This is a genomic window from Thalassococcus profundi (genome assembly GCF_003344785.1).
Lineage (GTDB): Bacteria > Pseudomonadota > Alphaproteobacteria > Rhodobacterales > Rhodobacteraceae > Puniceibacterium > Puniceibacterium profundi.
This window is the reverse complement of record NZ_QPMK01000003.1, coordinates 141,042-165,410: the sequence shown is the minus strand read 5'-3', so window position 1 is coordinate 165,410 and position 24,369 is coordinate 141,042. Positions and strand designations below refer to the sequence as shown.

The 24,369-nt window shown below is 67.4% G+C and carries 19 protein-coding genes; 13 read left to right on the top strand and 6 right to left on the bottom strand.

Annotation, left to right across the window (positions count from 1 at the left end):
- Positions 1-22: 22 nt before the first annotated feature.
- Entirely contained in the window at positions 23-1,792 is a 1,770-nt protein-coding gene (locus tag DU478_RS05060) for a trypsin-like peptidase domain-containing protein (protein WP_114509861.1), read from the bottom strand.
- 186 nt (positions 1,793-1,978) lie between these two features.
- Here DU478_RS05060 and DU478_RS05055 point away from each other — a divergent pair, with 186 nt between their 5' ends.
- From DU478_RS05055 to glmM, 9 genes are all read left to right on the top strand, one after another.
- A complete protein-coding gene (locus tag DU478_RS05055) occupies positions 1,979-2,902 on the top strand; it encodes a glycine--tRNA ligase subunit alpha (protein ID WP_114509860.1) in 924 nt (307 codons plus the stop codon).
- Positions 2,899-3,420, top strand: coding sequence for a DUF6446 family protein (locus DU478_RS05050; protein WP_114509859.1), 522 nt, complete (start codon positions 2,899-2,901; stop codon positions 3,418-3,420). The genes DU478_RS05055 and DU478_RS05050 overlap by 4 nt, the downstream gene beginning before the upstream one ends.
- Before the next feature lie 92 nt (positions 3,421-3,512).
- The gene (locus DU478_RS05045) at positions 3,513-4,361 is read left to right on the top strand and encodes a DUF1206 domain-containing protein (protein ID WP_233501115.1); all 849 of its coding nucleotides are present in this window, start codon (positions 3,513-3,515) and stop codon (positions 4,359-4,361) included.
- Between the two features lie 108 nt (positions 4,362-4,469).
- The gene (gene glyS / locus DU478_RS05040) at positions 4,470-6,689 is read left to right on the top strand and encodes a glycine--tRNA ligase subunit beta (RefSeq protein WP_114509858.1); all 2,220 of its coding nucleotides are present in this window, start codon (positions 4,470-4,472) and stop codon (positions 6,687-6,689) included.
- A 142-nt stretch (positions 6,690-6,831) separates the two neighbouring features.
- Positions 6,832-9,399 (top strand): putative PEP-binding protein, encoded by a 2,568-nt coding sequence (locus tag DU478_RS05035; RefSeq protein WP_114509857.1) that lies wholly within the window; start codon positions 6,832-6,834, stop codon positions 9,397-9,399.
- Positions 9,400-9,587: 188 nt separating this feature from the next.
- Positions 9,588-10,223 (top strand): cell wall hydrolase, encoded by a 636-nt coding sequence (locus tag DU478_RS05030; protein ID WP_114509856.1) that lies wholly within the window; start codon positions 9,588-9,590, stop codon positions 10,221-10,223.
- 112 nt (positions 10,224-10,335) lie between these two features.
- The gene (locus DU478_RS05025; protein WP_114509855.1) at positions 10,336-11,268 is read left to right on the top strand and encodes a dihydroneopterin aldolase; all 933 of its coding nucleotides are present in this window, start codon (positions 10,336-10,338) and stop codon (positions 11,266-11,268) included.
- Positions 11,269-11,307: 39 nt separating this feature from the next.
- Entirely contained in the window at positions 11,308-12,327 is a 1,020-nt protein-coding gene (gene folP / locus DU478_RS05020; protein ID WP_114509854.1) for a dihydropteroate synthase, read from the top strand.
- Positions 12,317-13,660 (top strand): phosphoglucosamine mutase, encoded by a 1,344-nt coding sequence (gene glmM / locus DU478_RS05015; protein ID WP_114509853.1) that lies wholly within the window; start codon positions 12,317-12,319, stop codon positions 13,658-13,660. Before folP ends, glmM begins: the two co-directional genes overlap by 11 nt.
- A 194-nt stretch (positions 13,661-13,854) precedes the next feature.
- Here glmM and DU478_RS05010 read toward each other — a convergent pair whose 3' ends face one another.
- Together DU478_RS05010 and proS are read right to left on the bottom strand one after the other, a co-directional pair.
- Positions 13,855-14,388: a DUF2937 family protein gene (locus DU478_RS05010; RefSeq protein WP_114509852.1), complete on the bottom strand. Its 534-nt coding sequence runs from the start codon at positions 14,386-14,388 to the stop codon at positions 13,855-13,857.
- A 180-nt stretch (positions 14,389-14,568) separates the two neighbouring features.
- Positions 14,569-15,909, bottom strand: a complete 1,341-nt coding sequence (proS, locus tag DU478_RS05005; RefSeq protein ID WP_114509851.1) for a proline--tRNA ligase — start codon at positions 15,907-15,909, stop codon at positions 14,569-14,571.
- Positions 15,910-16,080: 171 nt separating this feature from the next.
- Between proS and DU478_RS05000 the strand changes: the two genes are divergently transcribed.
- The 3 genes from DU478_RS05000 to DU478_RS04990 are packed head-to-tail and all read left to right on the top strand — an operon-like array spanning position 16,081 to position 20,078.
- Entirely contained in the window at positions 16,081-17,163 is a 1,083-nt protein-coding gene (locus DU478_RS05000) for an AI-2E family transporter (RefSeq protein ID WP_114509850.1), read from the top strand.
- 2 nt (positions 17,164-17,165) lie between these two features.
- Positions 17,166-17,861: a P-loop NTPase family protein gene (locus DU478_RS04995; protein ID WP_114509849.1), complete on the top strand. Its 696-nt coding sequence runs from the start codon at positions 17,166-17,168 to the stop codon at positions 17,859-17,861.
- A gap of 39 nt (positions 17,862-17,900) precedes the next feature.
- Positions 17,901-20,078 carry an RNA degradosome polyphosphate kinase gene (locus DU478_RS04990; protein ID WP_114509848.1) on the top strand — a complete coding sequence of 726 codons (2,178 nt, stop codon included), beginning with the start codon at positions 17,901-17,903 and terminating at the stop codon, positions 20,076-20,078.
- 84 nt (positions 20,079-20,162) lie between these two features.
- On the opposite strand, the gene DU478_RS04985 is transcribed toward DU478_RS04990, so the two are convergent.
- Together DU478_RS04985 and DU478_RS04980 are read right to left on the bottom strand one after the other, a co-directional pair.
- Positions 20,163-21,512: a TrkH family potassium uptake protein gene (locus DU478_RS04985; RefSeq protein WP_114509847.1), complete on the bottom strand. Its 1,350-nt coding sequence runs from the start codon at positions 21,510-21,512 to the stop codon at positions 20,163-20,165.
- Positions 21,513-21,515: 3 nt separating this feature from the next.
- Positions 21,516-22,181 carry a potassium channel family protein gene (locus tag DU478_RS04980; protein WP_114509846.1) on the bottom strand — a complete coding sequence of 222 codons (666 nt, stop codon included), beginning with the start codon at positions 22,179-22,181 and terminating at the stop codon, positions 21,516-21,518.
- Between the two features lie 199 nt (positions 22,182-22,380).
- On the opposite strand from DU478_RS04980, the gene DU478_RS04975 reads away from it, so the two are divergent.
- Positions 22,381-23,928: a Ppx/GppA family phosphatase gene (locus tag DU478_RS04975; protein WP_114509845.1), complete on the top strand. Its 1,548-nt coding sequence runs from the start codon at positions 22,381-22,383 to the stop codon at positions 23,926-23,928.
- Positions 23,929-23,962: 34 nt separating this feature from the next.
- On the opposite strand, the gene DU478_RS04970 is transcribed toward DU478_RS04975, so the two are convergent.
- A complete protein-coding gene (locus tag DU478_RS04970; protein ID WP_114509844.1) occupies positions 23,963-24,352 on the bottom strand; it encodes a hypothetical protein in 390 nt (129 codons plus the stop codon).
- Positions 24,353-24,369: the final 17 nt, after the last annotated feature.

Sequence of the window (24,369 nt, the reverse complement as noted above, 5' to 3'; positions counted from 1 at the left end):
CTCCCGCGGCGCGCCGCCGCGCTTATTCCCAGCAGCTCACCAGCACCGTCATGCCGGAGGCCACCGCGGTCAGGTCCTCGGGTGCCATGACGCCGATGCTTTCGGTGGCATCCGCCGTGATCCCCGCCCGGCTCAGCACCGCGCGGATATCCTCGGCCTTGGCGGCAAAGCTGACCTCTTCGGGCAGTTGCCGTCCGCCCTCTTCACGCGGCAGCAGCATCCCCAGCACGGCGCCACCGGCATCCAAAACCGGTCCGCCAGCATCGCCGGGCAAGGAGGCCAGCGCCAGCCGCTTGACGTTCTCTTCACCGCCGAGGCCACGCAGATCCTCCAGCGTGCCGAAGGTCATGCTCGGCTTGCTGAGCACGCCGCCGAAGGAATAACCCGCGACCGCCACTTCGGACTGCAGGCGCGGACGCCCGTTGCGGAAGGCCGCCACCGATTGCGGCGCCAGCCGGGTCGTGGGCCGCAGCACCGCGATGCCCGAGGCGGCGTCGCTGGCGGTCACCTGCGCATCGTGCACACCGTCGAGCGTGATGCGCCCGCAAGCCTCCACCGCCTCGGCCGATGTCACCACGTCGCCCGCCGCATTCACGTAGAAACCCGAGGCGGTCAGCTTGGGCCGGCGCACCTGCAGGCCCGACAACAGGTCGACCGACGGCATCTCTTCGGAAACGGCTGCGGGGTCCAGCACCGGCGCCGTCGTGTCGAAGCTGCTTTGCATGAGGCCCAGCACACGGGTGCGTCGTTCCTCGTCCCCGGCGGGCCAGATCAGGGTAAAGCCCTTGATCGCCCCACCCTCGAGCCGCGCCTCGGTATGCGAAACGATCCGGGCGTTGGCCCCTGTCAGGGTAAACCCGTTCGCGCGCCGCTCGCGGTCGCCCTCCAGCGGCACGATCTCCAGCGTCTGCATGATCTCGTAAAGACCGTAGAGCGTGTCCTGATCGCCCGGCTGGCTGATCAGCAGGACGCGCGCGCCAAGGTCGGTGCTGGCGTCGTAATGCACGAAGGGCGATTCGTACTTGGCGAATTCCACCACGCCCATGGGCATCTGCATGACGACACCGGCGCGCGGTTCGCTCACCACCTCCATGCCCATCCCGTCGAGCACGGCGTTGTACTGCCGCAGCAGTTCGGAGCGCTGCATCGTCGTCAGGATGCCGGTCGCCTCGAAGCCGTTGGCGGCCTGCCAGTCGGCCATCGACCCGCGGGTGCCGCGGCCGAAGGCGCCGTCGATGGCGGCGTTGTAGTAGCCGGCCCACCGCAGCGCGATCTGCAACTGCTCGCGTTCGGCGCGGTTGAGCCGCGCCTCGCTCGCCCGCGCCTCGCGCGGGGTTTCGTCGATCACCGGCGCGGGCGCGGGATCGGTCTGCGCTGGATCGGCCTGCGCCGGGTCTTCGACTGCGGCCAAAGCCTGCTCAAGGTCGGTGTCGGGCGCCTCGAGCGCGCGGTCGATCACCACCGGCCCGGCACCCACCGGCCAGAAACGGCGCTGGAAATCGTCGGGTGCGGCCAGATAGCTGTCGCGCGGCACCTGCCCCTGCGCCCGCAAGCGCTGCAACAGCGCCTGCGCCTCGTCGGGGTCGTAAGGCCCCAGCGCGATGCTGTACCAGCCGCCGCCCAGGGCAAATCCGTTCACATCCTGCAAATACGAGGCATAGTCGCGCGCCCGTTCCTCGGCCCGGCGCAGCGACGGCTGCGCCTCCACCTGGATAAAGGCCACATCCTGGGCGACCGCCGCCCCCGCCGCCCAAAGCAGCGCCGCACATCCAATCCAAAAATTCCGCATCATACCTGCAATTGTCCCCGAACCGCTTCGGTCTCTGGTGTTATCAGGGCAATGTTTAGCAAAGACTGCAGGCTCTGCACCCCAAATCCGCGTGACACCATGGTCAATTTACCCATCGTGGCCTAATTGACCCCCGGCCCCCCGCATCCTAAGCAGGCAGGATATTCAGACAGGCCGGGCCGGATCGACATGACAGCAGACAAACCCCGCAGTTTCCAGGACATCATCCTGCGCCTCCAGACCTACTGGGCGGACAAGGGCTGTGCCGTGCTGCAACCCTACGACATGGAGGTCGGCGCCGGCACCTTCCACCCGGCCACCACGCTGCGCAGCCTCGGGCCCACGCCCTGGGCCGCAGCCTATGTGCAGCCGTCGCGGCGGCCCACCGACGGGCGCTACGGAGACAGTCCGAACCGCTGGCAGCACTACTACCAGTACCAGGTCATCATCAAACCCTCGCCGCCGGACCTGCAGGCGCTCTACCTCGGCTCTCTCGAAGCCATCGGCATCGACATGGAGATGCACGACATCCGCTTTGTCGAGGACGACTGGGAAAGCCCGACGCTGGGCGCCTGGGGCCTGGGCTGGGAGGTCTGGTGCGACGGCATGGAAGTGTCGCAGTTCACCTATTTCCAGCAGGTCGGCGGCCATGACTGCGCCCCGGTGTCGGGCGAGCTGACCTACGGGCTCGAACGACTGGCGATGTACGTGCTGGGGCACGACGACGGCAACGAGATGCCGTTCAACGCACCCGATGCGCCGATCCCGCTGACCTACGGCGACGTCTTCCGCGAGGCCGAGGCGCAATACGCGCGCTGGAATTTCGACGTGGCGGATACCGACATGCTGTTGCAGCATTTCGTCGACGCCGAACGCGAATGCCAGCGCATCCTCGACCAGCCCGAGGTCGATCCCAAGACCGGACGCCGCATCGTCATGGCGCAGCCTGCCTACGACCAGTGCATCAAGGCCAGCCATCTCTTCAACCTGCTGGATGCGCGCGGCGTGATCTCGGTCACCGAGCGGCAGGCCTATATCGGCCGCGTCCGGGCGCTCGCCAAGCTTTGCGCCGACGCGGTCGTCGCAAGCCAGCAAGACGGGGCGGCGGCGTGACCGGAAAGGTCCTCGTCCTCCTCATTGTCGTCGCTGCCGTTCTGGCGGGCGCAGGCATGTATTATCTGCAGGTCTACGCCTATTACGAAGAGGTCGTGCCCACCGGCAGCGACGACGTGCAGCTCACGCCTCTGAACGGCGACACGCCCGAAACCATCCTTTACGAGGATTTCCGCGCCATCGACGCCGACAGCTCTCCGATCCGCTACCGCGCCTGTTTCACCACGCCCACCGGGCTCGGCACGCTCGAGGACATCTATGCGCCCTATACCGGCGCGGCGCCGCGTGTCGCGCCGGGCTGGTTCGACTGTTTCGACGCCGAGGCCATCGGCGAAGATCTGGCAGAGGGGCGCGCCAAGGTGTTCCTGAGCCAGCGCAACCTCGAATACGGCATCGACCGCGTCGTGGCCGTGACCCAGGACGGACGCGGCTACGTCTGGCACGAGGTAAACGACTGCGGCGACAAGAGTTATGACGGCTCGCCGCTCGACCCGACCTGCCCGCCGCGCGAGAACTGATCGCCGGACCGGTCGCCGCCGCCCGCCGAATTTCGCCCTTGGCGGGAACTCCGCCCGCCGCTCATGCGCTTCTTTGCGAAGGAGCGTCCGTCATGTCCGCAGACACACCCCCGTCCTTCGTCATCCCGGTGATGCGCCTGGGCTATGCCGCCCGCGGGATCACCTACGCCATCACCGGCAGCCTTGCCCTGACCGCCGCTCTCTGGAGCGGCAATGCCGAGGGCACCACCGGGGCGCTCGCGACCCTGCGGGCGGCGCCCTGGGGCACGGCGCTGCTCTGGGTGATCGCGGCGGGGCTGATCTGCTACTGCCTCTGGCGGCTGATCTGCGCGGCCTATGACCTCGAAGACGAAGGCACCGACGCCAAGGGCCTCGTCGCCCGCGCCGGGCAGACCATCACCGGGCTGCTCCACGCCGGTATCGGCCTCTCCGTCGCGGGCCTGGCCATGGGCGGCGGCAGCGGTGGCAGCGGCGCGCAGGACTGGACCCAGCGCCTGATGTCCTTGCCCTATGGCAAGGCAGTGGTCATCGCGGTCGGCCTCATTACCATCGCCGCCGGCATCTACTACGCCCATAAGGGACTGAGCGAAAAATACAAATCCGCGCTGCGCCTGACGCCGACGACGCAGAAGCTGAATCCGGTGATGAAATTCGGATTCGTCGCGCAGGGCGTCGTCATCGGCATCATCGGCGCGCTGATCGTGCTGGCGGGCTGGACCGCGGACGCCTCCGAAGCGGGCGGCGTCGGCGCCGCGCTGGAGCAGCTGCGCAGCGTCGCCTACGGTCGTATCCTGCTTGGCGTGACGGCGCTTGGCCTCATTGCCTTCGCCGTCGAGAACTTCGTCGAGGCCGCCTACCGGATCGTGCCGCGCTGCGCCGATCCGGACATCAAGACGCTGGCCACCCGCGCCAAGGACAAGGCCCGCGAAGCCGCCGCCTGACCGCCCGGCCGGCGGTCGGGGTAATCGCTGGACGCCAGCGACAGGGAAGGCTATCCACCCGGGCAAATGACGAGGCTCGCGGCTGCGGGCCAAAGCCCTGGTGACCCGATGCCCGACCTCCTGATCGAACTCTTTTCCGAAGAGATCCCCGCCCGCATGCAAACCCGCGCCGCCGACGACCTGCGCCAGCGCGTGACCGACGGGCTGGTCGAGGCTGGGCTGACCTATGCCCATGCTGCCGCCTTTTCCACACCGCGCCGCCTGACCCTCGCGATCGAAGGCCTGCTGGAGCGCAGCCCCGACCTGCGCGAGGAGCGCAAGGGCCCCCGCACCGACGCACCGGAAAAGGCCATCGAAGGTTTCCTGCGCGGTGCGGGCGTGGCGCGCGAGGACCTGGTCGAGCGCGAGGAAAAGAAGGGCACGGTCTTCTACGCGGTGATCGACAAGCCCGGCCGCCCGGCGCCCGAAATCGTGGCGGAAGTGCTGGAACAGGTGATCCGCACCTTCCCTTGGCCCAAGTCGATGCGCTGGGGCGCCGGTTCCTTGCGCTGGGTGCGCCCGCTGCATGGGATCCTCTGCATCCTGACCACCGAAGCGGGGGCCGAGGTCGTGCCCATGTCGGTGGACGGGATCGAGGCTTCGGACACCACCCGCGGCCACCGCTTCATGGCGCCGGAGCCGTTTTCCGTCACGTCCTTCGAGGATTACGCGGCGAAGCTGAAGCGCGCCAAGGTGATCCTGTCGACCGAGGAACGGGCCGAGACGATCTGGAACGACGCCACCCAGGCCGCCTTTGCGCTGGGGCTCGAGGTGGTCGAGGATCGCGGCCTGCTGGCCGAGGTCGCAGGGCTCGTGGAATACCCCGTGGTGCTGCTGGGCGAGATCGGGGCGGAGTTCCTCGACCTGCCGCCCGAGGTGCTGCAAACCTCGATGAAGGAGCACCAGAAGTTCTTTTCGGTGAAGAACCCCAAGACGGGCCGCATCGAACGCTTCGTCACCGTCGCCAACATCGCCGCGCCGGATGACGGCGCGACGATCCTTGCAGGCAACCGGAAGGTGCTGTCGGCGCGGCTGGCGGATGCCAAGTTCTTCTGGGAAAACGACCTGCGCGTGGCGCAGAGCGTGGGCATGACTGCCTGGACCGACCAGCTGTCCAATGTCACGTTTCATAACAAACTGGGCTCGCAGCGCGACCGCATCGAGCGCATCGCGGCCCTCGCGCGCGAATTGGCCCCGGTGGTCGGCGCGGATGCCGACCTTGCCGAACAGGCGGCGCGCGTCGCCAAGGCCGACCTCTCGTCGGAAATGGTCTACGAATTCCCGGAACTTCAGGGGCTTATGGGCCGCTATTACAGCGATGCCTCAGGCCTGCCGCCCGAAGTGGGGGCGGCCTGTCAGGACCACTACTCCCCCCTCGGCCCCTCTGACGCCGTGCCGACGGCGCCGGTCTCCGTCGCCGTGGCGCTGGCCGACAAGTTGGACACCCTGACCGGGTTCTGGGCCATCGACGAGAAACCCACCGGGTCGAAGGACCCCTTCGCCCTGCGGCGGGCGGCGTTGGGGGTCATTCGGTTGGTACTCGAGAACGGAATCCGGATCTCAATGGACCGCCCGGTCGATGCGCAAATTCTGCGCCACCAAATCGGCGTCAACGCCCAACACTCCGAGACGCTGGAGGCCATCCTGTCGGCCTCGGTGGCCGAAGGCGTCTTCGGCGCTCGCACCCGGACACTGATCGAGGCCGCCGAAGCGGAGGCCCCCGGCTGGCTGCCGCTGGTGCGCGATCACGATCCGTCGGTCAGCGACGATCTTCGCAGCTTTCTCCATGACCGGCTCAAGGTCTACCTGCGGGACAAGGGCATCACTCACGACGTTATCGACGCCTGCCTCGCAATGCCGGAGAACTGCGACTTCGCCCTGTTGGCCAAGCGCGCCGAGGCTCTGGCCGCCTTCCGTCTCACCGAGGACGGCGAAAACCTCGTGCAGGGCTTCAAGCGGGCCAACAACATCCTCACCCAGGCCGAGGAGAAGGACGGCGTGGAATATTCCTTCGGCGCCGATCCGAAATTCGCCGAAAGCCCCGAGGAAACCGCGCTTTTCGACGCCCTGGACATGGCAGAGGCGAAGATCAAGCCCGCCATGCAGGCCGAGGATTTCGCCACCGCCATGGCCGCCATGGCGGGCCTGCGCCCCGCGGTCGATGCCTTCTTCGAGGCGGTGCAGGTCAATGCCGAGAACCCGGTGCTGCGGCGCAACCGCTTGAACCTGCTGAGCCGCATCCGCCAGACCTGCGGCCAGGTGGCCGACCTTACCCGGCTCGACGGCTGATCCGGGCGCAGCGGGACGGGACCATCCCGAAGTTTCCGATGGGCGGCATCTTTCGTTCCGGGGTGCCGTCAACCGCCGCAGCGGCGCGCGTAGGCCGCAATGCCCAGCTTGCCATGGCTCGCGACGGCGGTATTGTCTTGCCATGTCACGCGGGTCCACCCTTCTCAGCACGCAGATTCCCGATCAGCGGGTGACCCTGATCGGCAACACCGCGTCCATCGCCACCCAGACCCATGGCGGGCGGGCCAAGTGCCTGCAACGGCTGGTACGGCTCAACCTGCCGGTGCCGCGGACCGTGGCGCTGTCTTTCGACACCGTGCATGCGCTGGCCACCGGCGCCCTGCCCGACATCGCCAAGATCTTCCGCTTCTTCGACGGCGATCCGCTGCTTTGCGTGCGGCCTTCGTCGATGGACCCGGACTGGGGCGGCCCCGGCGCGATCCTCAACATCGGCATGAACGACGTGCGGCACATGCACCTGTGCCAGAGCCTTGGCAAGGAGGCGGCGACCGCGCTCTACCTGCGTTTCATCCAGGCCTACGCCGTGCACGTGGCGCGGCTCGATCCCGACATCTTCGACACGCTCGACGAAACCGCGCCGGACGTGCTGGCCGACGCGCTGACGATCTACGAGGACGAGGCGGAAGAGGGCTTTCCGCAGGACCGCGAACGGCAGTTGTCCGAAGTGCTGCGGTCCATGGCGCGGGCCTGGGAGGGCACGACGGCACGGCTCCTGCGGCAGGCCAAGGGCGCGCCGGTGGATGCGGGGCTGGGCCTTGTGGTGCAGGCGATGGCGTTGGGGCTGGGCACGGGCGAATGCGGATCGGGCGTGCTGCAGCTGGTCAATTCCGACACCGGCCTGCCGCAGATCACCGGCCGCTACCTGAGCCAGAGCCAGGGCCGCGATGCGCTCCAGGGTGGCGCGAAATCCGTGTTTCTCGAACGCGACCCGCGCGGCCCGTCGCTGGAAGAGCTGGCGCCCGAGGCCTTTGCCGATCTCAAGGCGCATGCGGCGCTGATGCGCAAGAAGCTGCGCGCAGAAATGCAGATCGAATTCACCATCGAGAACGGCAATGTCCATATCCTCGACGGGGTGCGTGTGCGGCGGTCGTCGCGCGCCGCGGTGCGGATCGCCGTCAGCCTCGCCCAGGACGGGATCATCACCCCGCAAGAGGCAGTGATGCGCGTCGATCCGCACGCCCTGTCGGAGCTGCTGCACCGGCAGGTGGCCGAGGATGCGCCGCGCGACCGCATCGCCACCGGCATCGCGGCAAGCCCCGGCGCCGCCACCGGGCGCATCGTCTTTTCCGCCGCCGACGCCCAGGCCAGTGCGGCGCGCAGCGAACCCTGCATCCTGGTGCGGCGCGAAACCACGCCCGAGGACGTGCGCGGCATGCATGCCGCCATTGGCGTGCTGACCGAACGCGGCGGCATCACCAGCCACGCGGCGGTGATCGGGCGCGGTCTGGGCCTGCCCTGCGTCGTGGGCGCCGCCGACCTGCGCTTCAACCTCAGCCGCAAGACCCTGACCACCCGCGACGGGCGGGTCTTCCGCGACGGCGATACGATCACCGTCGACGGCACCAACGGCGAGGTGCTGGCCGGCAGCCCGGCCACGGTCGAAGCCGCCCTCGACGACAGTTTCCAGACGCTGATGGCCTGGGCCGATGCGGAGCGCGACATCGGCATCCGCGCCAATGCCGACACCCCCGCCGATGCCCAGACCGCGCGCAACTTCGCCGCGCAGGGCATCGGGCTCTGCCGCACAGAGCACATGTTCTTCGAGGCCGACCGGCTCACCGTCATGCGCGAAATGATCTTTGCCGAAAGCTCGGAGGACCGGCGCGCGGCGCTCGATCTGCTGCTGCCGATGCAGCGCGCCGATTTTACCGAACTGTTTCGCATCATGCAGGGGCTTCCGGTCTGCATCCGCCTTTTCGATCCGCCGCTGCACGAATTCCTGCCCGCCGACCGCGCCGGGCAGCGCGACCTGGCCGAAGCACTGGACCTGCCGGTGAGCGACGTGACCCGCCGGGTGGAGACGCTGGGTGAATACAATCCCATGCTGGGGATGCGTGGCGTGCGTCTGGGCGTGACCGTGCCCGAGATCTACGACATGCAGGCCCGCGCCATCTTTGAAGCGACGATCGACGGCAGCCGCGACGGCGATCCCGTGGTGCCCGAGATCATGATCCCGCTGGTCTCGGCCCGGCGCGAGGTCGAGCTTGTGAAGGGCCGCATCGACGCCGTCGCCACCGCCGTGCGCAACGAGCGCGGACGCGACTTCACCTACCGGCTGGGGGTGATGGTGGAGACGCCGCGCGCCTGCCTGCGCGCCGAAGAGATCGCCCAGCACGCGCATTTCCTCAGCTTCGGCACCAACGACCTCACGCAGATGACCTACGGGCTGAGCCGCGACGACGCCGGTCGCTTCATGTCCGATTACGTGCGCCAGGGCGTCTTTGCCGAAGATCCGTTCCACGTGCTCGACACCGAGGGAGTCGGAGAGCTTTTGCGCATCGGCGCAGAGCGCGGACGCGCGGGCCGTCCCGCCGTCACGCTTTCGGTCTGCGGCGAACACGGCGGCAACCCCGAATCGATTGCCTTTTGCCGCGCGGCCGGGATCGACTACGTGAGCTGCTCTCCGTTTCGCGTTCCGGTTGCACGGCTTGCGGCTGCTCAACTGGCGATCAGGGACAAGATCGGGTAGGCCCGGCCGCACAATCCACCCTATCTTCCATTCGGAGGCCCCGAACAGCGGATTCTCGCCGGTTCCATTTTCGGCCAACTTTACCGATTGTGTCTTTTTGTCTATGCGACGCGGAATTTGCCGGACGGGTGCGCTGCTGCACCGATCCGGCGAATATCCGATCCGTTCGTTCCGAGAAGGTAGACAAAATGACGTTCAGACTGCTCGCCCTGGCCCTTTGGGCCGCCCTTGCCGCATCCTCCGTTCACGCCGAACGCGCCGCCAATGCCGCCAGTTCCCTGCTCGCGGCAGAGAAACAAGGGCTGCAAACCGCCTCTGCGCAGCATCTGCAACAGCTGGTCACCCCAACCGCCCGCGGCATGGCGAAGGTCAACTACGACCGCGCCTGGCTGGCGTCGGTGCCGGAACCCGCCGGTGGCGAACAGTGGCGCTGCCTGGCCGAGGCGCTGTATTTCGAAGCCCGCGGCGAAACCGTGAAAGGCCAGTTCGCCGTGGCCGAAGTGATCCTAAACCGCGTCGACAACCCCAACTATCCCAGCTCGGTCTGCGGCGTGATCAACCAGGGCACCGGGCAGAAATACGCCTGCCAGTTCACCTATACCTGCGACGGCCACCCTGAGCATATCTCGGAAAAAGGTGCCTTCGACCAGGTCGGAAAGGTCGCCAAGGTGATGCTCTCCGGTGCGCCGCGCAAGCTGACCGACGGCGCTACCCACTACCACACCACCGCCGTCCGCCCCCGCTGGGCGCGCAAGTTCCCGATGACCGCCGAGATCGGCGTGCATCGCTTCTACCGCCAGCCGACCCGCATCAGCATGAACTGATGCGGCGCGGCCCGCGGCACCGGCGGAGCCGACACCCCCTTTTGGCGCGGTGGCATTGCACCGGCGCGCGTTGCTAGTCTACCTAGACCCGTCACCACCGCGGAGCCGCGCCATGAGCACAGAAATCCACCTTGCCTTCGCGCATCCCTCGGAACGGGCCATCGCCACCGCCGGCGACGATCCCCGCGACCGGATTTCCCTGCGCGACCACATCCGCGAGGTCGAGATCGGCGCCTTTCAGGCCGAACGCGGCATCACTCAGCGCATCTGCTTCAATGTCGTGGTCGAGGTGCTGCCCTTCACCGGGCCGCTCGACGACGATGTTGACCGCATCCTCAGCTACGACCGCGTGACCGAGGCGATCTCGCATGAGCTGGCCGCCGAACGGGTGAACCTGCTGGAAACCCTGGCCGAACGCATCGCCGAACGCATCCTGCTGGAGCCGCAGGCGCTGCGCGCCTTCGTCCGCATCGAAAAGCTCGACCGCGGGCCCGGCGCGCTGGGGGTCGAGATCGTGCGCTCGCGCGCGGACCTGCGCGACCGGCTGAACGACGCCGCGCAGGAGCGCCCGCATCCCCGCGTCGTCTACCTCAGCAATGCCGCCATCGCCGACCCCCGCCTGCCGGGCTGGCTCGATGCGCTGCAGGCCTCGGGCGATCCGCTGATCTTCTGCGTTGGCGCGCCTGACACCGCCTCGCCGCAACCGCAAAATCCGCACCGCATGGTACAGCGGCGCATCGACCTGCTGGCCATCGAACAGAACGGCTGGGTGCTGGCGGCGCGCGACGATCGCTGCAAGGTGGTGGCCACGCGGACGGAACTCGACTGGGCGATGAAGAACGGCCAGGTCTGCGTCTGGGCGCCGTCGAAGATCGTGCTCGACGCCACCGACGGCCCGACGGTGCCGCCGCGCGACGGGCTGGCGCTTTCGGCGTGGTTCGCGCAGGCCATGAGCGCGCGCGAGTTGCTTGTGATCGGCGGCGCCGCGCCGACCGGCGCTTCCCTGCCGGTGCGGGCGCTTGGCCTCGGCGATCCGGTCGGCTGAGCGCTTGCAAGCATCGCCCCGATCCCCCATGCAGAGCCCATGACAGCCTATTTCCGCCCGCTCGTCCGTTCCGAGCCGACCCGGCCCGGGGATGCCCTGCCCGTCGCCGGAACCCGGCGCTGGTTCAGTCACGCGCTGCGTCTCGAACGCGGGCAGCCGCAACGGATCGTGCCGATATCCCAGATGCCGCCCGAGGCGCGCGAATCCATCTCGGCCCCGCGGGCGCCGATCTGCGGCCTGACGCTCGATCGGCCGCGGATCATGGGCATCCTCAACGTCACCCCCGACAGCTTTTCCGACGGCGGGCTGCGCAGCGGCGCGGCACAGGCCATCGCCTTTGGCCGGCAGATGGCAGAGGATGGCGCCGACCTGATCGACGTCGGCGGCGAATCCACCCGGCCGGGGGCCGAAACCGTCCCCCACCAGGCCGAGATCGCGCGGATCGAGCCGGTCATCCGGGCGCTGCACCACGACATCGACGTGCCGATTTCCATCGACACGCGCAAAAGCGCCGTGGCCGAGGCGGCGGTCGAGGCCGGGGCGCGGCTGGTCAATGACGTGTCGGGCTTCACCTATGACAAGATGCTGGCCCATTACTGCGCCCGCGAAGGCCTTCCGGTCTGCGTCATGCATGCCCGGGGCGATCCGGAAACCATGCAGGACAATCCGCGCTACGACGATGTGCTGCTCGATATCTACGATTTCCTCGCCGCGCAGGTCGCCATGCTCACCCGTGCGGGCATCCGGCGCGAGAATATCGTGATCGACCCGGGCATCGGCTTCGGCAAGACCGTGGCGCATAATCTCGCGCTGATCCGGGACATTGCCCTGTTTCATGCCATCGGCTGCCCGATCCTGCTCGGCGCCTCGCGCAAGGGGTTCATCGGCAAGCTGTCGAACGCGCCCGACGCCAGCCGCCGCGCGCCGGGGTCGATTGCCGTGGCGCTTGCGGCGGTGGCGCAGGGGGTGCAGGTTCTGCGCGTACACGACGTGGCCGAAACACGCGCGGCGCTGGCGCTGTGGCAGGCCGTGGAAACAGGAGAGACAGATGGCGCGTAAGCTTTTCGGCACCGACGGGGTGCGCGGCACTGCCAATATCCATCCGATGACCGCCTCCATGGCGCTGTCAATCGGCGCCGCGGCCGGGCGCTATTTCCGCCGGGAGAAAGGCGGCGTGCATCGGGTGGTGATCGGCAAGGACACGCGGCTCTCGGGCTACATGTTCGAGAACGCCCTGACCGCAGGGCTGACCTCCACTGGGATGAACGTGCTGCTGCTGGGTCCGGTGCCGACCCCCGCCGTGGGCCTGCTGACGCCGTCGATGCGCGCGGATCTGGGCATCATGATCTCGGCCAGCCACAACCCGAGCCACGACAACGGCATCAAGTTCTTCGGTCCCGACGGCTACAAGCTCAGCGACGAGGCCGAAGCCGAGATCGAGGCGCTGATCGACGCCGGCGTCGATCCCGCCCCGGCCACCGAAATCGGTCGGGCGCAGCGGATCGACGATGGTCGCTTCCGCTACCAGGAACGGGTCAAGTCGACCTTCCCGAGCGGTATGCGGCTCGACGGGATGAAGGTCGTGGTGGATTGCGCCAACGGCGCGGCCTACCGCGCCGCCCCCGAGGTGCTGTGGGAACTGGGCGCCGAGGTGATCCCGGTGGGGGTGTCGCCCAACGGCACCAACATCAACGAAAAATGCGGCTCGACCGCCCCCGGCACCGCGGCCGAGGCGGTGGTGGCCCATGGCGCGCACATCGGCATTTGCCTGGATGGCGATGCCGACCGGGTGATGATCATCGACGAGACCGGTGCGGTGGCGGACGGCGACCAGATCATGGCGCTGATGGCGGCCCGCTGGTCCGAGGAAGGCCGGCTGCGCGACGGCACCCTGGTCGCCACCGTGATGTCCAACCTCGGGCTCGAGCGGTTCCTCGATGCGCGCGGCCTGCGGCTCGAACGGACCGGCGTCGGAGACCGCTACGTGGTCGAGGCGATGCGACGCGGCGGCTGGAACCTGGGCGGCGAACAGTCGGGACATATCGTGATGACAGACTACGCCACCACCGGCGACGGGTTGATGGCGGGGCTGCAATACCTGGCCGAGATGGTGCGCACCGGCCAGCCCGCTTCGGCGCTGGCGCACAGTTTCGAACCGGTGCCGCAACTGCTCAGGAACGTTCGTTTCGCCGCCGGGCAGACGCCGCTTGAAACCCTGTCGGTGCAGCAGGCCATCGCGGAAGGCGAAGCCCGGATGAACGGCAAGGGACGCCTGCTGATCCGGAAATCCGGCACCGAGCCGCTGATCCGGGTGATGGCGGAATGCGAAGACGAGACGCTGCTGTCACAGGTGGTCGACAGCATCGTGACCGAGATCAGCGCCGCGGTCTGACCGGATCGCCAGGGCCGGAAAACACGCGTTTTCCGGATCGGAATTCTCGAGAATTCCGATGCGCCCGCTGTATGGCGTCTGTGCCGTGCCCGGACATCATGGGTATTTCGGACACGACGCCTCAGCCCCTCAACGGGGCGCCCTGCACCCCGTCTGGCCAAAGCCGGAAAGACCTCTTATCCGATTCGGAATTCTCAGGAATTTCTTGCCGCCATGGCCGGCTGTCGCGAAAGGCGCCGAACGGGCCGGCGGATGAGCCCGCCCAGAAGCCCCGCGAGCATCGACACCAGCGCCCACCCGCCGACGAATCCGGTGCCTGCGAACACCGCCCCTTCGAACGTCGCGGGCACGGAGGGCTCGAACGCTTCCCAGGCGCGGGCTGCGATGTCCCTGTCGCCCAGGTGCCCGGCCAGCCGCGCCCGCATGAACGGCCCCGCGCCTTCGAGCGCGGCAAGGTCGGCCTGCAGCCGCACGTGGCGCGCGATGGTTTGTGACATGCTGGCCGCACGCGCGGCCCCGAAGGCGCCGCCGCTGTCCAGCTCGCTCAGCGCGCTGGCGCGGTCGAGACCGACGCTGGCGGCATCGCGGTCGAACTGCGCGACCACGCGCGTAAGCTCATCGACGGCGCCGCCAAGGCGTTGCTGGTACTGCTGCGAAAACGCCGGGAATTGCGACAACCCAATGGCCCCGGTCAGCCCGGCGGCCAGGGTCAGAACCCTGAGGATCATCTGCCTCTCCTGCTCTTGTTTTTGGGCAGTGTACCGGATCGCGCGCCCGGCGTCAGCCGAATTGAAGGGGGGCCGCTGCCCCCGTCGCCGCAAGCGGCGACTCCGCCGGGCGTTTAACCGCGCGTTTTGCAGCGCAAAACGTGCGGGTGGCAAGATGAAGCCGGGGGATCGCGCCCCGGGTCAGGCGTTGGCGGAATAGATCTGCGAAATCCTCTGCACCGCCTCTTCGGGGGGCATCTCTTCGCTTTCGCCGGTGCGGCGCGAGGTCAGTTCGACCACGCCGTTCTTGAGGCCCCGCGGGCCGACGGTGATCCGCCACGGCAGGCCGATCAGGTCCATCGTGGCGAACTTGCCGCCGGCGCGTTCATTGCGGTCGTCATAGAGCGGATCGAGCCCCAGCGCCGTCAGGCTGGAATAGAGCGCGTCGCAGGCCGCATCCGCCTCTGCGTCGCCCTGCTTGAGGTTGACGATCCCGCAATGGAACGGCGTCACACCCTCGGGCCAGATGATGCCCTTGTCGTCGTGGCTCGCCTCGATGATGGCGCCCACCAGGCGGCTTACGCCGATGCCATGGCTGCCCATGTGCACCGGCACCTTGTTGCCTTCGCCGTCGCTGACCGTGGCGCCCATGGCCTCGGAATACTTGGTACCGAAGTAGAAGATCTGCCCGACCTCGATGCCGCGCGCCACGCGCTGGCGGTCTTCGGGGATCTTGGCGAACATCTCCGCGTCGTGGGTTTCGTCCGTGCGGGCGTAGCGCGAGGTGAACTCCTCGAGAACCGCCTGGCACTGCTCGACCGAATCGTAGTCGATTTCGCGGTCGCCGAATTTCAGCTCGGTGATCTCGGCATCGTAGAACACTTCCGATTCGCCGGTCTCCGCCAGCACCAGGAATTCATGCGTGTCGTCGCCGCCGATGGGGCCGCTGTCGGCGCGCATCGGGATCGCCTGAAGCCCCATGCGTTCGTAGGTGCGAAGGTAGCTCACCAGGTGGCGGTTGTAGGCGTGCAGCGCGTCGGCCTTGGTCAGGTCGAAGTTGTAGCCGTCCTTCATCAGGAACTCGCGGCCCCGCATCACGCCGAAGCGCGGGCGCATCTCGTCACGGAACTTCCACTGGATGTGGTAAAGCGTCAGCGGCAGGTCCTTGTAGCTGCCCACGTGGCTGCGGAAGATGTCGGTGATCATCTCCTCGTTGGTGGGGCCATAGAGCATGTCGCGGTCCTGCCGGTCGCGGATGCGCAGCATCTCGGGGCCGTAGGCGTCGTACCGCCCGCTTTCGCGCCAGAGGTCCGCCGATTGCAGGGTCGGCATCAGCATCGGGATATGCCCGGCCCGCGCCTGTTCCCCGTGTACGATCCGTTCGATGTTGCGCAGCACCTTGAAGCCCAGCGGCAGCCAGGAATAGATGCCCGCGCTGGCCTGTTTGATCATGCCAGCGCGCAGCATCAGCCGGTGCGACACGATCTGTGCCTCGGAAGGCGTTTCCTTGAGAACGGGCAGAAAGTATCGGCTCAGGCGCATGGGAGACCCCTTGTTCGTCGTGGTGGCCCGGTTGTGAGCCAACGCGGCAGGCTTGGCAAGGGCAAGGCGGTGCCGATCGGCGATGCGCAATTCCCGCTCTCACCGGCGCGCGCCCTTGAAAACGGCGCGGTGACAGGCGATGTAGGGCCGAGCCACGCAAGGATGAAACCCATGTCGCTGACGGCGCGCGAGCAGTTCAAGTACTGGGGCTTTGCCCTTGTGGTTTTTGCCGTGCTGCTATGGTTCCTGGGCGACGTACTGCTGCCGTTCATCCTTGGCGGTGCGGTGGCCTATTTCCTTGATCCCGTGGCCGACCGGCTGGAAAAGCTGGGCGCCAGCCGGGTCATGGCCACGGCGATCATCACCGTCGTTGCGATCCTGATCTTCGTGCTGCTGGCGCTGCTGGTCATCCCGACGCTGATCCAGCAGTCGGTGCAGCTTTTCGAGACCGCGCCGCAGCTTTTCCGCGACCTGCAGGCCTTTCTGACCGAACGCTTTCCGACGCTGATGGAGCAGGACGACGCGCTGCGCGAGACACTGGCGTCGCTGGGCGAGACGATCCGCGACCGCGGCGGAGAGCTTTTGCAGACGGCGCTGACCTCGGCCCGGTCGCTGATCAGCGTGGCGATGCTGTTTGTCATCGTGCCGGTGGTGGCGGTCTATCTGCTGCTCGACTGGGACAACATGGTGGCGCGCGTCGACGAGATGCTGCCGCGCGACCATGCGCCGACCATCCGCAAGCTGGCATCGGACATCGACCGGACGCTCGCCAGCTTCATCCGCGGCATGGGCACGGTCTGCCTCATCCTCGGCACCTACTATGCCGTGGCGCTGATGCTGGTGGGGCTGCAATTCGGACTGGTCGTGGGGTTCGTCGCCGGGCTCATCACCTTCATTCCCTATCTCGGCGCGCTGATCGGCGGGGCGCTGGCCATCGGGCTCGGCCTCTTCCAGTTCTGGGGCGACTGGCTGTCGCTGGGCCTGGTGGCGGGTGTCTTCGTGCTGGGCCAGGTGATCGAAGGCAACGTGCTAACGCCCAAGCTGGTCGGCGACTCCGTGGGTCTGCACCCGGTCTGGCTGCTCTTTGCGCTGTCGGTCTTCGGGTCGCTCTTCGGCTTCGTCGGCATGCTGGTGGCGGTGCCGATCGCCGCCGCCCTTGGCGTCGTGGCGCGCTTTGCCGTGGCGCAGTACAAGCACAGCCGGCTTTACCGCGGCACGTTCGAGGCGGACCAAGACGACGCGGACCAGGTGTGACCATGATACGGCAACTGCGGTTCGACCTGCCCGTGCGGCCAGCGCTGGGGCGCGGCGATTTCATCGTCACCGAAGCCAATGCCATGGCCGTGGCGATGATCGACGATTGGGCACATTGGCCCGGCGGCAAGCTGGTGCTGACCGGGCCGCGCGGTGCGGGCAAGACGCACCTGGCCCATGTCTGGCGCGATCTGTCGGGCGCATCGCTTGTCGCCGCCCGCGACCTCGCGCAGGCCGACATCCCGGCGCTGGCGTCGGGCCATGTCTGCGTCGAGGACGCGCAGCAGGTGGCGGGCGAGCCCGAGGCCGAAGCGGCGCTCTTTCACCTGCACAACCTCGTGCTGTCGCAGGGCGGGGCGCTGCTGGTCACCGCCGATGCACCGCCGCAGAGCTGGGGCCTGGCGCTGCCCGACCTCGCCAGCCGCATGTCCGGGACCACGCTCACGGCGCTGCTGCCCCCCGACGACATGCTGCTGACAGTGGTGCTTGCCAAGCTCTTTGCCGACCGGCAGATCGTGCCGGCGCCGAATGTGCTGCCCTACCTGGTGCGCCGCATGCCGCGCAGCTTCGACATGGCCGGGCAGCTGGTCGAGGCCATCGACGATGCCGCCTTGGGCACACCCAAGGGGGTGAACCTGCCGCTGGCCCGCCGCATCCTGGCAGAGCTTGCGCCCGGCTCGGATGCGCCGCAGGATTGATGTCATACCGCCGTTACAGTCCCGCTCCAAAAGGCGCCCATGACCCAAGCCGATTTTCTCACCGCACCGCTGCCTGACCCGGTCACGCTGGACGACATGGACCTCACCGGACCGGGCCGGTTCTACAACCGCGAGCTCAGCTGGCTGGGCTTCAACTGGCGCGTGCTGGAAGAGGCCGAGAACGCCCGCGTGCCGCTGCTCGAGCGGCTGCGTTTCCTGTCGATCTCGGCGGCGAACCTCGACGAATTCTACACCGTCCGCGTCGCGGGCCTGCGCGAACTGGCACAGGCGGGCAACACCACGCCCGCCGCCGACGGGCTGACCCCGGCGGAACAGCTGGTGCTGATCAACGACAATGCCCGCAAGCTCATGGCCTCGCAGCAGCGCGTCTGGATCGCCCTGCGCGCCGAAATGGCGGAGCGCGGCATCTCGATCCTCAGCCGCGAGGCGCTGAGCAAGGCCGACATGGCCTACCTGGCAGAGACCTTCCTCGAACAGGTCTTCCCGGTGCTGTCGCCGCTGGCCATCGACCCGGCGCATCCCTTCCCCTTCATCGCCAACATGGGCTATTGCCTGGCGCTGCAACTGGAGCGCGGGCGCGACAAGCGCACGCTGCAGGCGTTGTTGCCGATCCCGGCGCAGATCGACCGGTTCATCGCCCTGCCCGCGGGTGACGGCGGCCATCGCTTCATCCTGCTCGAAGAGCTGCTGCTGATGCATATCGACAGCCTCTTTCCCGGCTACTCGGTAAAGAACCACTTCGGCTTCCGCGTGCTGCGCGACAGCGATCTCGAGGTCGAGGAAGAGGCCGAGGACCTGGTGCGCGGATTCGAAGTGGCGCTGAAGCGCCGCCGCCGCGGCCAGGTGGTGCGTCTGACGATCACCGCAGGCGCCCCCGCCGCCCTGCGCGGCGTGGTGATGCGCGAATTGCACGTCAACGAGGACGAGGTGATCGCGCTTGACGGCATGATCGGCGCGGCCGACCTCAAGGAACTGGTGATCGACGCCCGGCCCGACCTGCTCTGGCCCACCTTCACCCCGCGCGTGCCCGAGCGGGTGCAGGATTTCGAAGGCGACATGTTCGCGGCGATCCGGCAGAAGGACATGCTGCTGCACCATCCCTACGAGACCTTCGAGATGGTGACGCGCTTTCTGATGCAGGCGGCGCGCGATCCGGATGTGGTGGCGATCAAGCAGACGCTCTACCGCACCTCGCGCAATTCCCCCATCGTGGAGGCGCTCTGCGAGGCCGCCGAGGACGGCAAGTCGGTGACCGCGCTGGTCGAGCTCAAGGCCCGCTTCGACGAGGCCGCCAACATCCGCCAGTCGCGGCGGCTGGAACGGGCGGGCGCGCATGTGGTCTACGGCTTCCTCGACTGGAAAACCCATGCCAAGATTTCCACGGTGGTGCGCCGCGAGGGGTCGAAGCTGGTCACCTACACCCATTACGGCACCGGCAACTACCACCCGATCACCGCCAAGATCTACACCGACCTGAGCTTCTTCACCTGCGATCCGGCGCTGGGGCGCGACGCCACCAAGGTGTTCAACTACCTCTCGGGCTATGCGCAGCCGTCGGAGCTCGAAAACCTCGCCATCTCGCCGCATACGCTGAAATCGCGGATGCTGGAGCTCATCGCCGCCGAGGCCGAGCATGCCCGGAACGGCAAGCCCGCGCAGATCTGGGTCAAGATGAACTCGCTGATCGAACCGGACATGATCGACGCGCTCTATGCGGCGTCGCAGGCGGGCGTGCGCATCGACCTCGTCATTCGGGGCATCTGCGGCATCCGTCCCGGGATCGAGGGCCTGTCCGACAACATCAGGGTGAAATCCATCGTCGGCCGGTTCCTCGAACATTCGCGGATCGTCTGCTTCGGCAACGGCCACGGGTTGCCGCACAAGAAGGCGCGGGTCTTCATGTCCTCCGCCGACTGGATGGGCCGCAATCTGTCGCGCCGGGTGGAGACGCTGGTCGAGGTGCAGAACGCCACGGTGAAGGCGCAGATCGTGAGCCAGATCATGGCCGCGAACCTCGCCGACACGGCGCAAAGCTGGGTGATGTCGCCGGACGGGTCGTTCCACCGTGATCCGGTGCCCGAAGGGACCTTTGCCTTCAACTGCCACCGGTTCTTCATGGAGAACCCGTCCCTGTCGGGCCGCGGCTCCGCCGGGGCCGCCGACGTGCCAGACCTCACCCACGCGGATGATACCTGAGGACAGGTTTCGGCGCGTTCCAGAAAGACCACCCCTTGGCACCGAGGCGCGGACTCAAGGCGGGCTTGCCCGCCGCCGCGCCCCTCACCCGAGATAAATCTGCCCCTCCGGGTACCGCACCCGCGGCGCGCTGCGGGTGGCGAGGAAGAACCCCAGCGCCAGCGGGCCGACCCGGCCCACGAACATCACCAGCATGACGAAGGCGAGCCCCGCCCCGTCCAGCTCGCCCGTCGCCCCGCGCGACAGGCCGACCGTGCCAAAGGCCGAGGTCACCTCGAAGGCGAGGTCGAGGAAGTCTCCGTCATGGCTGATCGACACCACGAAGATGCCCGTCAGCACCAGCAGCAGGGAGATCGTTGTCAGGGCCATGACCTTCAGCACTTCCTCGAGCCCAAGCGACCGGCCGAAGGCATGCAGCGCCTTCTGGCGCCGGAAGAAGGCCACCGTCGCCAGCAGCAGAACCGCCAGCGTCGTCACCTTGATCCCGCCAGCGGTCGAGGTGCTGCCTCCGCCCACCAGCATCAGCGTCATCATCAAGAGCGCCGTGCTGTCGTGCATGCCGCCGATATCGACGGTGTTGAACCCGGCGGTGCGCGGCGTCACCCCCTGGAACCACGCGGCCCAGAGCTTGTCGCCGGCGGTCAGCCCGCCCAGCGTCGCCGGGTTGGTCCATTCCAGCACCGCGAAGGCCCCGCAGCCCCAGACGATCAGCACCGCCGTCCCCGCCAGCATCAGCTTCGAATGCAGCGTCAGTTTGTGCCAGCGGCGCTTCTGGTAGATGTCGCCCACCACGATGAACCCCAGCCCGCCCAGGATGAAGAGCGCCGGCACCACGAGGTTCACCAGCGGATGCCCGACCCATTGCGACAGGCTGTCGGGATAGAGCGCGAAACCGGCGTTGTTGAACGCCGACACCGAGTGGAACACCGCTTGCCACAGCCCCTGCCCCCAGCCGTGTTCCGGCACGAAGACGAAAGCCAGCAGCAGCGCCCCCACAGCCTCGCAGGACAGGGCAACCACGAAGATCACCCGCACCAGCACGTTGAGATTGGACAGCGAGGTCTGGTTCAGGTCCTCGCGCAGGATCATCCGCTGCGGCATGCCCACGGGAATGCCGAGCGCGCTCAGCACCAGCACGGCAAAGGTCATCAGCCCCAGCCCGCCCAGCTGGATCAGCACCGCGATCACCGCCTGCCCGAAACCGGTGAAGGTGGCGCCGGTATCCGACAGCACCAGCCCGGTCACGGTCACGGCGGAGGTCGACGTGAACAGCGCCTCGACCGGGCCGATATCGCCGTTATGCGCGATGGGCAGCCACAGGAGCGCCCCGCCCAGCACGATCGACACCAGGTAAAGGATCGCCAGCGTTGCGGGCGGCGGGATGCGCAGCCGCCGCTGCCCGCCGATCCTGCGGCCGGTCAGAAGCCGCGCCATGGCTCAGAGGCTCGCGGCAAAGGCGCGCAGATGCTTGCGCTGACCCAGCAGGAGCAGCAGGTCGTCGCGCTCCAGCGTGCAGCCCGACCGGTCGTCGCCGACATATTCGGTGCCGCGCATCACGCCGATGCAGCGCAGGTTGTAGGTCTCGTTATGCGGCAGGTCGGCGAGTTTCCTGCCCTCGAGGCTTTCGGGAATGCGGAAATTCACGACGTGAAATCCGTTGCCCAGGCTCACATAGTCGCGCACCAGCGGGTTGTGCATCACCTGCGCGATGTGCTGGCCCACTTCGACCTCGGGGTGCACCACGCGGTCGACGCCAAGGCGACTCAGGATGCGGTGGTGGGTCTTGGTCTTGGCCTTGGCCCAGATCACCGGCACGCCCAGAAGCTTGAGGTTCATCGCCGACAGGATGCTGGCCTCGAGATCCGAGCCCATGGCAATGAGCCCGACATTGCACTCGCCCAGCCCCGCCTCGCGCAGCGCCGCGTCGTCGCGGGCGTCGACGATCATCGCCTGGCTCAACGCCTCGGCGTGGTTGGCGACCCGCTGGTCGTCGATATCGATCCCGATGACGCTGTTGCCGAAGCGCTGCAATTCGGTGGCGACGGTGCTGCCGAAATTCCCCAGGCCGATCACGCCGAACACCCGGCCGTTCTTCTGTGCCATTTTAGCCGCCCCCGTTCCGTCTGCGGCAGACGGTGAACCAAGCCGCGCGATCCACGCGATCGCGTCAGTGATATATCGCAGCACCGGGCGGTGAAAACCCCCCGCTGCGCGCACCGCAAAAGCGCCGCGTCATGTCGGGGCTTTCTTGACCCTTCCGCGCCGGTCCGGCATGGTCTGCCCAGCCACGGGGGAGCGGATCATGGACGGCACATCCGACACCACTCAGACCGATTGGGGCCCGTTCGGCCGCCCGCTCTTCGAAGATGCACGGGCGCGCGGCCTGTCCCGCGTGGGCGTGATCGACGTCGGGTCGAACTCGGTCCGGCTGGTGGTCTTCGACGGGGCGGCGCGCTCTCCGGCCTATTTCTACAACGAAAAGATCATGTGCGGCCTGGGCGCCGGCATGGCCGAATCCGGCCGCTTGAACCCAGAGGGCCGCAAACGCGCGCTGGCCGCGATCCGGCGTTTCCAGATGCTGGCGCAGGGCATGGACCTGCCGCCGCTCACCGCCGTGGCCACGGCCGCGGTGCGCGAGGCCACCGACGGGCCGGACTTCCGCGCCGAGATCGAGCGCGAGACCGGCATCAAGCTCTGGGTCATCGACGGGCGCGAAGAGGCGCGGCTGTCGGCGCAGGGCGTGCTGCTTGGCTGGCCCGGCAGCTATGGCCTTGTCTGCGATATCGGCGGCTCGTCGATGGAGCTCGCGGCGATTTCCGGCGGCAAGGTGGGCACGCGCGTCACCTCGGACCTGGGCCCACTCAAGCTGCGCGACCTCAAGGGCGGCAAGAAGGCCCGCGCGGCGGTCATCAAGGACACGCTCGACAGGTTGGCCCAGACCATGGGCGCGCAACGCGACAGGCTCTTTCTCGTGGGCGGGTCCTGGCGCGCCATCGCCCGGATCGACATGCACCGGCAAGGCTATCCGCTGCACGTGCTGCACGAATACCGGATGACGGCCAAGACCGTGCAAGCCACGGTGAAATATATCGAAAAGGCCGATCTCGAGGCGCTGCGCAGCCAATGCGGCCTGTCCTCGGCGCGCATGGCGCTGGTGCCGTATGCGGCCGAAGTCCTGAGCCGCCTGGTTCGGGTCGTCAAGCCCAAGGACATCGCTATTTCCAGCTACGGCATCCGCGAGGGTCTGCTCTACGAACAGATGCCGCAGGCCCTGCGCGACCGCGACCCGCTGATCGAATCCTGCCGCTTTGCCGAATACAAGGACGCCCGCCTGCCGGGGTTCGGCAAGAAACTCTTCCGCTTCATCGAACCGCTCTACAAGAACGTGCCCGAGGCCCGGTTGCGGCTGGTGAAGGCCGCCTGCCTGCTGCATGACGTAAGCTGGCGCGCGCACCCGGACTATCGCGCGGAGACCTGTTTCGACAACGCCACCCGCGCCAACCTCGGCGGTCTGAAACACGCCGAACGCATCTTCCTCGGCCTCGCCCTGCTGCACCGCTACCGCAACAAGCGCGAAGGCACGCGGTTCGAGGATCTCTACCAGCTGATCGACGATACCGAAAAGCTGAACGCCGAGATCCTCGGCAAGGCACTGCGATTCGGCGCGATGCTGTGGATGTCCGACACGTCGCAGGGCGGTGCCACCCTGTCCTGGCAGCCCAAGAAGAAGCATCTGGTGCTGACGCTGAGACGCGATATCGAACCGCTCTTCGGCGAGGTCGCGCAATCGCGGTTCCAGTCGCTCGCCTCGTCCCTGTCGGCCACCACCGAAGTTGCGGTGATCGACTGATGTTTCATAACAATCAGACAGTTACGCTGAATACCTAAAGCTCTACTTCACCTTCAGGAGCCGCCGGGTCTTCGCCCATTTCATCGGGCGTCTTGCGCCGCAGGATGATGTCGCCGTTGGGCATCATCTCGGGCGGGTGATAGACCGACCAGTCCTCGACCTCGGCCAGCAGGTCACGCATTGCCGGCCCCATTTCGGCGGCGAAGTCGCGCAAGGCGGGGCGCATCTCGTCCGCGAGACCCTGAAGCTCTTCCAAAGCCGGTTCCATTTCCTGCATCATGCCGCGAAAGAACATTTTCGCGCCTTCTTCGATCAGGTCGAACCCCTCTTCCTCTTCGGTTTCCGGAAGCGGCTCGGGCGTCTCCTGCGCCGCCAGCGGGCTGAGCGGCAGGGCAAGGGCAAGAATGAGGGCTGCGCGTGTCATGCCCCTAATATAGGCAC

Bases quoted from the DNA above. Each gene is read 5' to 3' on its own strand.
- DU478_RS04980 (WP_114509846.1), bottom strand. From the start codon at position 22,181: ATGGCACAGAAGAACGGCCGGGTGTTCGGCGTGATCGGCCTGGGGAAT.
- proS (WP_114509851.1), bottom strand. From the start codon at position 15,909: ATGCGCCTGAGCCGATACTTTCTGCCCGTTCTCAAGGAAACGCCTTCC.
- glyS (WP_114509858.1), top strand. From the start codon at position 4,470: ATGCCCGACCTCCTGATCGAACTCTTTTCCGAAGAGATCCCCGCCCGC.
- DU478_RS05060 (WP_114509861.1), bottom strand. From the start codon at position 1,792: ATGATGCGGAATTTTTGGATTGGATGTGCGGCGCTGCTTTGGGCGGCG.
- DU478_RS04990 (WP_114509848.1), top strand. From the start codon at position 17,901: ATGACCCAAGCCGATTTTCTCACCGCACCGCTGCCTGACCCGGTCACG.
- DU478_RS05030 (WP_114509856.1), top strand. From the start codon at position 9,588: ATGACGTTCAGACTGCTCGCCCTGGCCCTTTGGGCCGCCCTTGCCGCA.
- DU478_RS05000 (WP_114509850.1), top strand. From the start codon at position 16,081: ATGTCGCTGACGGCGCGCGAGCAGTTCAAGTACTGGGGCTTTGCCCTT.
- DU478_RS04995 (WP_114509849.1), top strand. From the start codon at position 17,166: ATGATACGGCAACTGCGGTTCGACCTGCCCGTGCGGCCAGCGCTGGGG.
- DU478_RS05035 (WP_114509857.1), top strand. From the start codon at position 6,832: ATGTCACGCGGGTCCACCCTTCTCAGCACGCAGATTCCCGATCAGCGG.
- DU478_RS05025 (WP_114509855.1), top strand. From the start codon at position 10,336: ATGAGCACAGAAATCCACCTTGCCTTCGCGCATCCCTCGGAACGGGCC.
- DU478_RS05055 (WP_114509860.1), top strand. From the start codon at position 1,979: ATGACAGCAGACAAACCCCGCAGTTTCCAGGACATCATCCTGCGCCTC.
- DU478_RS04975 (WP_114509845.1), top strand. From the start codon at position 22,381: ATGGACGGCACATCCGACACCACTCAGACCGATTGGGGCCCGTTCGGC.
- DU478_RS04970 (WP_114509844.1), bottom strand. From the start codon at position 24,352: ATGACACGCGCAGCCCTCATTCTTGCCCTTGCCCTGCCGCTCAGCCCG.
- folP (WP_114509854.1), top strand. From the start codon at position 11,308: ATGACAGCCTATTTCCGCCCGCTCGTCCGTTCCGAGCCGACCCGGCCC.
- DU478_RS05045 (WP_233501115.1), top strand. From the start codon at position 3,513: ATGTCCGCAGACACACCCCCGTCCTTCGTCATCCCGGTGATGCGCCTG.
- DU478_RS05010 (WP_114509852.1), bottom strand. From the start codon at position 14,388: ATGATCCTCAGGGTTCTGACCCTGGCCGCCGGGCTGACCGGGGCCATT.
- DU478_RS04985 (WP_114509847.1), bottom strand. From the start codon at position 21,512: ATGGCGCGGCTTCTGACCGGCCGCAGGATCGGCGGGCAGCGGCGGCTG.
- glmM (WP_114509853.1), top strand. From the start codon at position 12,317: ATGGCGCGTAAGCTTTTCGGCACCGACGGGGTGCGCGGCACTGCCAAT.